Source organism: Bifidobacterium sp. ESL0822 (assembly GCF_052606675.1).
The window spans coordinates 1,508,484-1,521,317 of record NZ_CP199596.1 but is presented as its reverse complement, the minus strand read 5'-3'; the positions used below and the strand labels follow the sequence as shown (position 1 = coordinate 1,521,317).

The 12,834-nt window shown below is 62.4% G+C and carries 8 protein-coding genes; 5 read left to right on the top strand and 3 right to left on the bottom strand.

What is annotated here, in order from left to right:
* Positions 1-3: 3 nt before the first annotated feature.
* The 3 genes from ACUIAF_RS05960 to ACUIAF_RS05950 all read right to left on the bottom strand — a co-directional run bounded on the left by ACUIAF_RS05960 (position 4) and on the right by ACUIAF_RS05950 (position 2,325).
* Entirely contained in the window at positions 4-519 is a 516-nt protein-coding gene (locus tag ACUIAF_RS05960) for an FHA domain-containing protein FhaB/FipA (RefSeq protein ID WP_099327452.1), read from the bottom strand.
* A 36-nt stretch (positions 520-555) separates the two neighbouring features.
* Positions 556-1,260, bottom strand: a complete 705-nt coding sequence (locus ACUIAF_RS05955; protein ID WP_015021121.1) for an FhaA domain-containing protein — start codon at positions 1,258-1,260, stop codon at positions 556-558.
* A gap of 198 nt (positions 1,261-1,458) precedes the next feature.
* Positions 1,459-2,325 (bottom strand): LPXTG cell wall anchor domain-containing protein, encoded by an 867-nt coding sequence (locus tag ACUIAF_RS05950; protein WP_445338157.1) that lies wholly within the window; start codon positions 2,323-2,325, stop codon positions 1,459-1,461.
* A 346-nt stretch (positions 2,326-2,671) separates the two neighbouring features.
* Between ACUIAF_RS05950 and ACUIAF_RS05945 the strand changes: the two genes are divergently transcribed.
* The 5 genes from ACUIAF_RS05945 to ACUIAF_RS05925 all read left to right on the top strand — a co-directional run bounded on the left by ACUIAF_RS05945 (position 2,672) and on the right by ACUIAF_RS05925 (position 12,814).
* Complete coding sequence (locus ACUIAF_RS05945; RefSeq protein WP_445338156.1) at positions 2,672-5,080, top strand: prolyl oligopeptidase family serine peptidase; 2,409 nt, start codon at positions 2,672-2,674, stop codon at positions 5,078-5,080.
* A 57-nt stretch (positions 5,081-5,137) separates the two neighbouring features.
* Positions 5,138-6,445 (top strand): chloride channel protein, encoded by a 1,308-nt coding sequence (locus ACUIAF_RS05940; protein WP_445338154.1) that lies wholly within the window; start codon positions 5,138-5,140, stop codon positions 6,443-6,445.
* Between the two features lie 277 nt (positions 6,446-6,722).
* The gene (locus ACUIAF_RS05935; protein WP_445338152.1) at positions 6,723-9,359 is read left to right on the top strand and encodes a YhgE/Pip family protein; all 2,637 of its coding nucleotides are present in this window, start codon (positions 6,723-6,725) and stop codon (positions 9,357-9,359) included.
* Positions 9,356-11,686, top strand: coding sequence for a YhgE/Pip family protein (locus tag ACUIAF_RS05930; RefSeq protein WP_445338150.1), 2,331 nt, complete (start codon positions 9,356-9,358; stop codon positions 11,684-11,686). The genes ACUIAF_RS05935 and ACUIAF_RS05930 overlap by 4 nt, the downstream gene beginning before the upstream one ends.
* 36 nt (positions 11,687-11,722) lie before the next feature.
* Positions 11,723-12,814 (top strand): alpha/beta fold hydrolase, encoded by a 1,092-nt coding sequence (locus tag ACUIAF_RS05925; protein WP_445338148.1) that lies wholly within the window; start codon positions 11,723-11,725, stop codon positions 12,812-12,814.
* The last annotated feature ends 20 nt before the right edge of the window (positions 12,815-12,834 follow it).

Here is a 12,834-nt window from a genome sequence, read left to right as displayed (position 1 = left end):
CGGCTACCTCAACTCGAAGGTGGTGGCTCCGATGCGCACGGGAACCTCCGCCGGTAGGATTGTCGGTGCCGTGATTTTCTGCCCCGAGACGACGGTACCGTTGGTGGAACCCAGATCCTCGATGGCCCATCGGCCCGATGCGGGATCCTGGTAGACCCGCGCATGATGGCCGGAGACGAACTCATCGTCCAGCACCAGGGTGTTCGAGGAGGAGCGGCCCAGGGTGATGGGTCGTCCGGACAGCGGCGTGGAGGAGCCGGCCAAAGGTCCGTCAATGACCACCAGCAGGGAAGGCTCGTTGTTTGCGGGCTCCGTCTTGCTGACTGGGGCGATGGGTACGGATCTGGCGGCCGCCGGCAGCTTGCCCTGGGCTGCGCGTTCGCTACGTCGGCGGGTATGAGAGGTTTTGGGGCTGAAAGTTTCGATGTCTTTGCGGAGTGAACGGATGGCCAGCCATACGAATACCCATAACAGAGCCAGGAATCCGTATTTGAGGATGGCGAATGTCAGTTCAGTCAGCATAATGATTCGACCTTACTTCAAGGTCTGGGCGGCTTACGAATCCTGTTCCTGCGACGATGCCCAGTAAAGGATGCGGGTACGGCCGATGGTGATGGTATTGCCGTCCAGCAGGGTGGCTGCGGGAACCTGATGTCCCTCTACATAGGTTCCGTTGGTGGATCCCAGATCGCGGGCTACCACGCCCTTGTCAGTGATTTCGATCTGCAGGTGTCGACGGGAGATGCCTGCGTCGTCGATGACGATGTCGCAGGAGGATCCACGGCCGATGGTGGTGATGGGCGCGGTCAGCAGGTACTGGCGACCGTTGATCTCCAACACCGGGCAGTCCTTGGACTCTTCGGGTGTGGTGACGGGTGCCGCGTTGCCCTGGACCGACTCGGCAGACAGGTGGAAGTCGCCCTTGTTCAGGTTGAGGTCCTCCTCGAAGATGACCACGACCGGGCCGACGAAGGCATAGTGCTGGCTTTCGGCGTACTTGGTCAGGTTGTCTGCCAGCTCGTTGGCCAGAGCCTCCGAACCCCACTGCTCGATGCGGTCGAAGTCTGGTGTGGATAGTCTGAATCGATACTCGTTGGGCGCCACGGTGCGGTCGCGACCGACGGGCATGGCCTGTGAGTCTATCTCACGCTCGAGGGCGCTCGACAGGTCGACGGGCTGTAGGTCCTTGGAGCCGAACTTCGAGAAGACACCGTTAACGGCGCCTTCCACGCTCTTCTCGAAACGATCGAGAACGCTCATAGTCATCCCTTTCCATATAACCCTTTCATAGTACGTGACCCTGCCGTAAGGGGGTAATGGGCGGTCGGATGCTTGCAATTTCTTCAATGAACAGGTTCGAACGACCGCGACTGCCGGATATGGATAAGGCCCTGTGGCCGCAATGGACCAGGGGCCTTTGGGCTTCAATCATCATAGGTCAGGCTGAAGCCTGCGGGCTCACAGAGCCAGCTTGCGACGCAGACCCAGGGTGATGCCGGCAGCCAGGCAGAGGCCAGCGGCGATGGCCAGAGGAGCCGTGGCGTCGGCGCCGGTCTGGGCCAGTGTGTTGTTGTTCTTGGTGTCCTGCTTAGCCGGATCCTTGGCGGGAGCCTTGTTGTCCTTGGCAGGCTGCTTGGTGTTGTTGTCAACCGGAGCGGTCTGACCAGACTGGTCAGGCTGGTTGGGCTGGTCAGGCTGGGTGGGAGTGGTCACCTTGTCATACTTGGCTATGAAAGTAGTATCTGAGGTGTAGGGAGCGCCAGGGACAAGAGGACCCCAGCCATTGGTGTTATACCAGCCGGCGAAAGTGTAACCGTCGTAGTCGACGATCTTGGGGTCTTCAGAAAGCCTGCGTTTACTATTGGTTACAAGTAGTTGCGAATAGGAATCTTTTGGATTTTCCGGATTCGTACTGATGAAAGTAATGTTGTAGGTGGTGGGGGTTTTCTCGGCGTAGCGAGGATAGAGTGTGGTGTCTCCGGTGAAAACGTAGGTATCGAAGTCGATTGCCGGTTCCGGGCTTCCGTACTCGAAGTTCCAGCCGTCACCTTTCATGGTGTCTACCAATGAATTCGGCACCTTAACTTCGGGGACTTGGTCGGGGCTCAGCTTGCCGTTTTCATCGGTAGTTTTAGTCACCTCGGTGGGGTGTTCCATATCTACGCTTGGGTCAATGAACGTGATTTTGTAGCCAGCGGCCTTGGTCTGGACATTCTTGCTCTCGACAGCCTGGGCCACGGTAGGCAGCAATGCCAAGCCGCTTGCCAGGGCGGCGCCGGCAGCGAGTACTGCGCATGCGCGTTTGAAACGAACCATGATGTTCATCGGTTACCTCTGTTTTCTCTGTTGTCAGTTGCTCCCCAGATACATTCATGAGGTGTCCTGCCTTGACACCCCCCCCCCCTACTCCGGGGAAACAGGCATCATCGACCAATCTTTGGCGATAACACGCCAAAATTCTACCGCAGGGAATGGTCATCGGCCGGTCGTAGTCCGGGAATATGCCTTATTCGACGATAAAAGTTTCTCATGTAGAACGATTAACGTCCGTTGCAGGCAGAGCGGCAGATCGCAGTTGAGCTATTCGAATTCCCCTTTGGCACCTGGGCGCTTATCATCGTGGCAGACGCATGGTCATGGGGATCATGTCAGAGATATTCGAGGAGCGAGCATGGCCGAAGAGGTGGATCGGGCGATGGAGGCATATCCGCGGGCCAAGGCCCGGACCCTGCGGTTTACGTTGGGTGCGCCACGGTCGGCCATGGCGGTGGGGGACGGTTCGCGGGCCGTATTCCTGCGCTCCGACGGACCCGAAGATCTGGTGACCGGGCTCTGGCTGTCCGTCTTTGACCAGGAAGGTCGCCACCATGAGGTGCTCCTGGCCGACCCCAGGGCCCTGCTGGAGGATGCGGACCAGGAACAGGTGCCGGCCGCCGAGCTGGCTCGCAGGGAGCGTTCGCGGGAAGGCGGCGAGGGCATTGTCGATTACAGCGTGGATGCTGCAGGGGATCGGGTGGTCTTTGCCTTGGGCGGCCGGCTCTGGCTCTCGCTGATAGCCCCTGATGGTCTCACCGCCTCCACACGTGCTCTGAGCTTGGAAGACAGCGATTCGGCTGTGCTCAATCCCGCCATAAGCCCGGACGGCACCATGGTGGCCTATACCACTGGCGGCCGGCTGATGGTGGTCACCATCGGGCAGGATGACGGGCAGGATCGTGAACGGGCTGTCCTGTCCCTGCGCCCCGGCACCGATGATCGGATGCGGCTGGGACTGGCCGAATTCGTGGCCGGCGAGGAGATGGACCGCTACCAGGGGTTCTGGTGGTCGCCGGATTCCCGGGCCCTGCTGGTCGAGCACACTGATTCCTCCGATGAGCCGATCTGGTACATCAGCGATCCGGCCAATCCCCAGGTCGGGCCGCGCGCCCGGCGGTATCCCCAGGCACTGACCGCCAACGCCCGCGTCGGGCTGAGCCTGGTCCTCCTAGGCCAGGATGACGCCGACCCCTGGGTGGGCGAGGTGGATTGGGATCATCAGGCCTTCGAGTACCTTGCCGTGGTCCGCTGGCAGGACGGGCATCGGCCCCTGCTGCTGGTTCAGAACCGTCGACAGACCGAGGACAGGATCCTGGATGTGCAGGTGCCGGACGTCCGTCAGGGCTTGGAGCCAGGGCAGAATATGACCCTGCTCGATCCCGAGGCGGCGCCCAAGGTGGCCACCAGGGCGCTGCAGACGCATGACAACGATCAGTGGATCGACCTGGTGCCCGGGTTGCCGGCCTACCAGCCCCAGGGCGGGCTGGTGGATGCCTTCATCGATACAGAAGCCGACACCACGCGGCTACGTTTGGACGGGAGGGTATTCTCCCCGGCTGGCTGCCAGATTCGGCAGGTGCTGTCTGTGGGGGACCGCGATGTGCTGGCGGTTGTCTCCACTGACCCCCGCAGCTTCGACCTGATGCGTCTGAGCTATGACGGCTCCATTCATGTGCTCAACCGTCTGCCCGGAGTGTGGACTGCCTCGCGAGCCGGCCATGGCATCGTGGTCAGTGGCCGGACCATGGCTTCGGCGCAGGGACAGGTGCGCCACTGTTACCTGGGGGCTGACGGGGATTTGGACCGCCTGGGCGCTGAAGGGCTGGGCCTGGTGGGCGAAGCCCGCTCCGCCAGCAGCGCTAGACAGACCGGCGAACCCGTGCGGCCTGAGCATCAGGACCGTCCTGATCGCCGGGCTGTGGATGCCGGTCATATCAATAGTCAGGGAGCCATGAGCGCCATCCTGGCCGACACCAGCAGCGATCCCGGGTTCACCCCCAACGTGGACTTCGTGCGCATCGGCCAGCACGAGCTGTTCGCAGCCATCGTCAGGCCGTCCGAATCCAGTCCCTACGCCAGCGCCGACAGCCTGCCCGTCCTGCTCAAGCCCTATGGCGGGCCAGGTGCCCAGCAGGTGGTCTTCAACCAGTCCTACTACTGGGAGTCCCAGTGGTGGGCTGATCAAGGCTTCCTGGTCCTGACCGCCGACGGCCGGGGCACACCTGGTCGTGGTCCCGCCTGGGATCGGGCCATCTTCGAGGACATGGCCCAGGTGACTCTGGATGACCAGCTTGAGGCTCTGGAGGCCCTGCCGGACTTTGCTCCCGAGGCCGACCTGGGGCATGTGGCCATGATCGGTTGGTCCTATGGCGGCTTCCTGTCGGCCCTATCCGTTTTGCGGGCTCCCGACCGGATCCATGCGGCCTGTGCAGGCGCCCCGCCCACGGACTGGACTCTTTACGACACCCATTACACCGAGCGCTATCTGGGTCTGGACCCGGCCGTCTACCGCCGTAACGGAATCATTGATGACGCCCCCTCGCTGCGCCGCCCGCTGATGCTGATCCATGGGTTCGCGGACGATAATGTTTCCGTGGCCAATACCCTGAGGCTCTCCGGTGCTCTGATGGCGGCCGGCCGTCCTCATACGGTCCTGCCGCTGACCGGCATCACCCACATGACCAACGACGAGACCGTGGCCGAGAACCTGCTTATTCTGCAGCGGGACTTCCTGCGGGAGGCCCTCAAGAACAAGACGGACTGACAGAAAGGCTGCTTGCGCTGACGCCCTGCTGGCGGTTGCTTCCGCTAGATTGGGGTTGTGCACATTCAACGAAAGCCTGACCAGACTCCAGGGCCCAATCGCGGACTCCGGCTTCCCCGTAGCTGGGGTCTGGCGGTCTCGGTGCTCTGCCTGGGCCTGTTGGTCGGACTTTCCTCAGGCCTGCTGGCAAGGTTCTTCGAGTTGACACAGGTCGGCCTGTTGGGTTTCGCTGAGACTCCAGAGGCTCCCACGGCTGAGGTGGTGTCGCCGATCAGGAGGCTGGCCTCGGTGACCATTGCCGGACTGGTGGCTGGGCTGGTCTGGGCCTGGCTGCGGACGAGGACCAGGCTGGTTCCCTCGGTTGGCCAGGCCGTCGAGGGTGCGCCCATGCCCCCGGGGCGGACCGTGGTTCATGTGCTCACCCAGATTTTCTTTGTGGCTGCCGGCGGTTCCATAGGCAGGGAGGTGGCCCCTCGCGAGGCAGGGGCCCTTCTGGGCGGTCTCTGGACCAGGATGGGTCGACGGCTGGGGCTGCGTGATCAGGACGGTCCGTTGCTGGTGGCATCTGCAGCTGGTGCGGGATTCGCCGGCATTTACATTGCACCTCTGACTGGGGCCCTCTTCGGCATTGAGGTGTTGCTGCGGCGGGTGGATGCCGAAGTGGTGACGGTCAATCTGGCCATGTCAGCCCTGGCTACCCTGGTTGGCGGCTCTATCAAGGGGTTCGCTCCATACTATAAGGTCGGCTCCGAGCCCTTCCGGCCATGGCTTATGGCAGTGGTCCTCTTGATCGGACCGGTCATGGGACTGCTGGGGGCCGGATTCCGGCGGATGACCTCCTGGGCGGAGGCCCATAGGACCAATGGTCCTGCGGCTATCTGGCAGCTGACGGGGGTTGCCCTGCTGACCGGTCTGGTCGCTCTGGCTGTCCCCCAGGTCATGGGCAACGGCCGGGCCCTGGCCCAGATGGGCATGGATCAGCGGTTGCCTGTCGGGTTCTCAGGGCTCCAGCTGGCTCAGTCACTTGCCCTTTTGGCCCTCTTTGCGCTGGCCAAGGCTCTGCTGACCACAGCTACCATCCGTGCCGGGGCCTTCGGTGGCACCCTGACGCCGTCCATAGCCCTGGGATCCGCCATGGGCGCTGTTCTGGGTCTCTTGCTGGCAGGTCTTGCGCCCGGCCTACCGGTTTGGCAGTGCGCTGTAATCGGCGCCGCCTCCCTGCTGGCAGCATCCCAGCAGGCCCCGCTCATGGCCATGGCCATGTTGATGGAGGTCTGTCACCTGCCGGTCATGGCCTTCATGCCCATGGGCCTGGCTGTGGCCCTGTCGATGGCGGTCTCGCGTCTATTCGTGGCTAAAGCATAAACCGTCGTCGGAAGCCCTTGTTGCCCTGACGGGCCGGTCTTGCGTGATGCCGAAGGATTCCGTCCTCGCTCATATACGATGAAACCACCACTGGTCACATGTCTGCCCTACCGCCTCCAGCCTTGAGTGGGCATTCACGGTCAGCTGACCGGTCTGGGCCAGTAAGGAAGGGTGGCTATACTCAGGCCGGACGTAAGTCCCGGGAGGATGCAGCCAATCCGAGCGGAGCAGGCCAGTGCCGTAATCCCCCGGACAGACAAGAAGGAGGTGCCTGGCGGTGAAGACCGTGTTGGCCATCTTCAGGCGAGATCTCTGGCGGATACTGCGCAATCCCGTGGCCTTGGTTGTGACCATCGGGGTGGCCGTGCTGCCCTCCCTCTATGCCTGGTTCAACATCATGGCCCTCTGGGACCCCTACAGCAATGTCAAGAACCTTCCTGTGGCCGTCGTCAGCATGGATCGAGGGGCGCAATCCGCGCAAACCGGCAGGATCAACGCCGGCAGATCGGTCATCCAGGAGCTGCGCGGCAACAACAGCCTGGGCTGGAAGTTCATGGATGATGACCAGAGAGCCATTGACGAGGTCCACTCGGGCCAGTGCTATGCGGCCATTGTCATCCCCGAACATTTCAGCGCCGACCTGGTCGGCATCGTTGAGGGAACCGGGAGCAGGCCTGCTCTGAACTATTACGTCAATGAGAAGAAAAACGCCATCGCCCCCAAGGTTACCGACACCGGCGCATCCACCATCGACCAGGAGATCAACACCGTCTTCGTCTCGGCCGTCAGCGATGCCCTGGCAGGGAAGGTTCTGCAGACCGCCGGCGATGCCCAGGGCGCGGCTGAGCAGAGCCGCAGCCAGGTGGTGGGCGACCTGGGGGACATCATCGACCAGCTGGATCGGACGGACGGCCAGCTCGACCGAATTGGTTCCACCATGGCTCAGGCCCGACAGACCGTGGCCGGCTCCAGAAACGACATCAAGGACCTGCAGAGTCAGATATCGGCCACCCAGACCACCTTGAGCAAGGCCCAGAATCACATGGCCAGGACCCGCGACGACAGTCTTCGATTCTCTTCCGCCCTGAACCAAGCCCTGGCGGACGGGTCGGTACGGCTGTCCAGTGCGGTCACTGATGTGAATACGGTGGCGGGCGGAATCACCGCCGATCTGAACGCCACCCAGGACAAGGTGGACCGGGTCAATTCCGGCCTTGGTCAGCTGGTCGATGCCAACGGAAAGGCCGTAAACCGGCTCCAGTCTGGTCTGGACCATTCCGGGCTGCATCCCGGGGATCCGGCATATCAGAGCATCCAGCGGCAGATCGACGATCTGAAAAAGACCAACCAGCAGCAGAAAGCATCCCTGGATGCCTTCAAGAAGAACTCCTCGACGGCCCTGGATTCGGGCAGGCAGGCCGCATCAGACCTGAGCTCGGCCATGACCGACACCGGCGACACAGGCATCAAGGCCCTGACTGCGGCCAGCCAGAGCCTGACGGGGACCACCATGCCCAACCTCCTTACCGGGCTGGACAACCTCAATGCCTCCAATGGCTCGCTCCAGGGCGCCCTGAGCAGCCTGGCCACCACGGCCGCCCAGACCGATGCCCTGCTGGATCAGCTGGATTCCACCATTGGTCAGGCCCAGTCGACCCTGACCACCACCAGGGCCTCCCTGGTCTCGGTCAGGTCCGACCTGGAGGGGGTTCGCACCGATGTGGCAGCCCTGGGATCCTCGGCCGCCTGGAACCGGATGTCCCAAACCCTTGGGTTGAGTCCGGAATCCTTCGGGAAGGCCATGGCCTCGCCGGTGGAGCTGGCCTCGCACACGGTCTATCCGGTCAGCAACTACGGGTCATCCGTGGCGCCCTTCTATACCAATCTGGCCCTCTGGGTGGGAGGGTTCATCCTGATAGCCATCTACAAGCTGGAGGTCGACAAGGAGGGCATCCGCAAGTGCACCGCCACCCAGGCCTACCTGGGCCGCTGGCTTCTGCTGGTCTTCGTCGGCTTCTTCCAGGCGCTGATCGCTACAGTGGGCGACCTGATGCTGGGCATCCAATGCCAGCAGCCGGCCCTGTTCGTCCTGGCCGGGGTCTTCGCCTCCTTCGTCTACATCAACATCATCTACGCCCTGGCCGCCTCCTTCAGGCACATCGGCAAGGCCCTGGCCGTGGTCCTGGTCATTCTGCAGATACCCGGCTCCTCGGGCATGTATCCCATTGAGATGATGCCTGACTTCTTCCGTAATCTGAACCCCTGGCTGCCCTTCACCTACGGGATCAATGCCATGCGCGAGACCATCGGCGGCATGTACGGCAACCACTATTGGCAGGACATGCTCCACATCTTCTGGTACCTGCCGGCGGCCCTGCTGATCGGACTGGTGGTGCGGCGGTACCTGCTCAACCTGAATGCCCTCTTCGACCGGCGGCTCGGCGCCACCGACCTGATGCTGACCGAGCAGAACCATTCCGCTGACCGTCGTCTGAGCTTGGGCAGCCTGGCCCGCTCCATCCTGGGCGAGGGCGACTACCGTGCGGTCATAAGGCGGCGGGCGCATCGCTTCCTGGCACTCTATCCAACACTGATCCGGGCTGGTCTGGCCCTGGTTCTGCTGCCGGTCCTCTTCCTCATCCTGCTGTTCAGCACCGAGGCCAAGATCGTCATGCTGATCGCCTGCATCGCATCCATCGTCCTGATCGATGCCTACCTGATCATCGTCGAATACATTTGTGACAGCTATGTGCAGCAGCTGGGCCTGGCCGAACGTCCCGGCATGGACTTTCACACCCTGATTCGCACGCGCAGGCAGGGGCCTTCGGCCATGACCAGGCTGACCACGGCCGTGCGCGAATCAGTCCTGAATCGTGATGGGGAGGGCGCTCCCGAGGATGGTGATCGCCGATGAGGAACATCTGGAGGATCCTGCGCAAGGACCTGGCCGATGCCACCAGCAACGTCATCGCCATCATCGTCCTGATGGGTCTGATCATCGTCCCGGCCCTCTATGCCTGGTTCAACATCGCCGCCAGTTGGGACCCCTACAAGAACACCAAGGCCATCAAGGTGGCCGTGGCCAACACCGACAAGGGGTACAAGTCCGACCTGATTCCGGTCAGGATCAACGTAGGGGAGACGGTCACCAGCACCCTGCGGGCCAACGACCAGCTGGACTGGAGGTTCGTCAACCGTGACCAGGCCCTGGAGGGGGTGCGCTCAGGTGAGTACTACGCCGCCATCGTCATCCCCAATGATTTCAGCGCGGACATGATGACCCTCTTCTCGCAGGACGTGAAGCACGCCAACCTTGAGTACTGCCTGAACGAAAAGAAGAATGCCATCGCTCCCCATGTCACTGAGCAGGGGGCCGACACCGTGGCCACGACCATTGACAAGACCTTCGTCAAGACCGTGGGCCAGGTGGGAATCGACCTGGCCAGCCAGGTCTTCACATACTCCCAGAGCCCCCAGGTCCAGGATTATCTGGCCAGGACGACAGGCCATATTGACCAGATGTCACAGCGGCTGACCACCGCCTCCAGCCAGGTGAATGCCTATGCGGGCCTTCTGGACTCCTCCGGAAAGATGATTGACTCCACCGGCAGGATTCTGGGTCGGTCCGACTCCGCCATGGCCGATGCCAGGAAGGCCCTGAACCAGGGCACCAAGGGGTCCAAGGATCTGGGCAGGTCCCTCTCCGGGTCGGCCCAGGCGGTCGACGCTGCCCTTGACCAGGCCTCGGGCGCCTATGACACCATCGGTTCCAAGATCGACGACGCTTTTGACAAGGTGGGTCAGCAGAGCGACGCCGTCAGCAGCCAGCTGAACGATTTGAGCGAACGGATCAGAGACTCGGCGGCCGACTACGACGGGATGATCGCCAGCCTGGAGGATCTGCGCAGCACTGTGGAATCCGATGCCAATCTGACAGCCGACCAGCGCCAGGCTCTTCTGACCGCCATCGATCAGGCCCAGGCCGGAATGCGCGCGGCCCAGGCGGTCCAGCGCGACCTGGCCGATCGGATCAGCCAAGCCTCCCAGACAGCCAGTGAGGGCAAGGACAAGCTGGCCGGTCAGCGCCAGGACCTGAAGAACAGGATTGCCCAGGCCCGCGCCTCGGTCGACCAGGTTCGCACCCAGTACCGCAATGACCTGAAGCCACGACTGGACGACCTGGCTTCCTCCATGGACACCGTGGTCACCTCGACCGACCGGCTGCTGATGGGTCTGGATGGAACCGTCAAGGGCGCCTCCGGGCTGACGGGACCCATGACCAACGACATCAGCCAGGCCAAGGACCAGCTGGGTGAAATCTCCCAGCGTCTGGACCAGGCCTCCAAGCGGTTGACCGACCTGGGAGGACACCTGACCCAGGCTTCGCAGGGCAAAGATACGCAGGAGGTCAAAAACCTGCTGAGCGGGGATTCCGAAACCCTGGCTGTGCTTCTGTCCTCGCCGGTCGGCATCCATCGGCATGCGGTCTTCCCCGTAATGAACTACGGGTCGGCCATGACGCCCTTCTACACCATCCTCTCCATCTGGGTGGGTGCCACCATTCTGGCTGCCATGATGAAGGTGGCCCTGTCCGACAAGAAGAAGGCCTTCGTCCTGCACCTGGACTCCCTGCAGGATGCCTGGAAGAGGGCCGATGACCTGGATGAGGACTCCGACGGCCGCCGCTCCTGGGGAGCCTTCCGCCCGGAGTCGCCGGGCAACGCCCGCCGCTTTGGCCTTCAGCTCTACCAGGAGTACTTCGGCAGATTCGCGGTCTTCGCCCTGATGGCCATCCTCCAGGGCTGCCTGATCGCGCTGGGAGATCTCTTCTACCTGAAAGTCCAGTGCGTACATCCGCTGATGTTCGTGCTGGTTGCGGTCTTCGCCTCCTTCGTCTTCATGAATCTGATCTATACCCTGGTCGTCTCCTTCGGGGACATCGGCAAGGCCATCGCCGTCATTCTCCTGGTCATGCAGGTGGCCGGTTCGGGCGGCACCTTCCCCATGGAGACCCTGCCCGGCTTCTTCCAGGGGGTTTATCCCTTCCTGCCCTTCGTCCACGCCATCGGGGCCATGCAGTCGGCCGTTGCCGGAGCCTACGGCATGGAGTTCTGGCGTGAGATGGCCATCCTGGCCCTCTTCCTGGTGCCTTCGTTGCTGCTGGGGCTGGTTTTGCGCAAGCCCGTCATCCGCTTCAATGATTGGATCGTCAGAAACCTTGAGAGCACCCGGCTCATGTAGGGCCGAGCCCAGCAGAGGGTGGTATAGGGTGAGAGCATGAGCGTCCAACTGGTTGAGGAGCGCCGCTACGACCAAATCATGAAGGAGCGTGTCCTTCCTGACCTGGCCTCCTGTCGCAGTGACGGATGGATGATCTCCCATGACGGCGGCGAGGACGGGGGAACCTTGTTGGACAAGGCCCATGTCAGGGGCGTAGACCCATCCCGGCTCTTGCATTACGTCTGCTATGACCGGACGCTTTTCCGCCAGGGGGCGGTGGAGTCAGGATCGGCTCGTGTGCGCGGGGCCGTAATCATCTCTTTCGGTTTTTCTGAATTCGCCGACAAGTATCAGGAGATGGCCTGGTATTTCCTGATGCAGGGGTATTCTGTTTGCATTCCCGAGCACTGGGGACACGGGTTCTCGGGCCGGGGCGTAAACGATCCCAGTCTGATATGGGTGGATCATTGGCATCGGTATGTGGCGGACCTGGCCGCTTTCTGCTCCCAGGTGGGTCAGCAGTATGCCCAGGACAAGCCCATGGTGCTCTATGCCCACTCCATGGGCGGCGGTGTCGCTGCGCGGATGCTGGAGACTTTTCCTTCGCTTATCGACAAGGCGGTCCTGTCATCGCCAATGATTGCGCCGCGAACCGGGTTCATGCCCTCAGTGGCGTGGACCGCAGCCAACGCCGCCTGCATGATGGGCCGCTCTCGCAGCATGGTCCCGGGATTCGGACCATACCGTCCCGAGCTGGACATGGGCAAGTACCCCAATGGCAGCCAGGCGCGGGTGTCCTGGGCCCATAAGTTGCGGGCCAAGGAGCTGCACTACCAGACCAGCGCCGCCACTTTCGGCTGGGTCAGGGAGAGCCTGGAGATGAGCCGGGCCATACTGCGACCCGACCGGTGCAGTCGGGTGGAGACCCCTCTGTTGCTTTTCCAGGCGCAGCCTGACCGATTCGTGTTGCCGATGCCCCAGAACCGTTTTGTCGACCAGGTCCAGCAGGGCGGCTGCCAGGCCACGCTGGTGCGCATCCCAGGCAGCATGCACGAGCTCTACCAGATGCCGGACAAGGTCCTGAGGCCATACTTGGAGCGCATCTTCGACTTTTTTGACCAGCCCTGGCAGCTCGCTGACGATCGCTAATCAGATGAAGAACGCGCAGT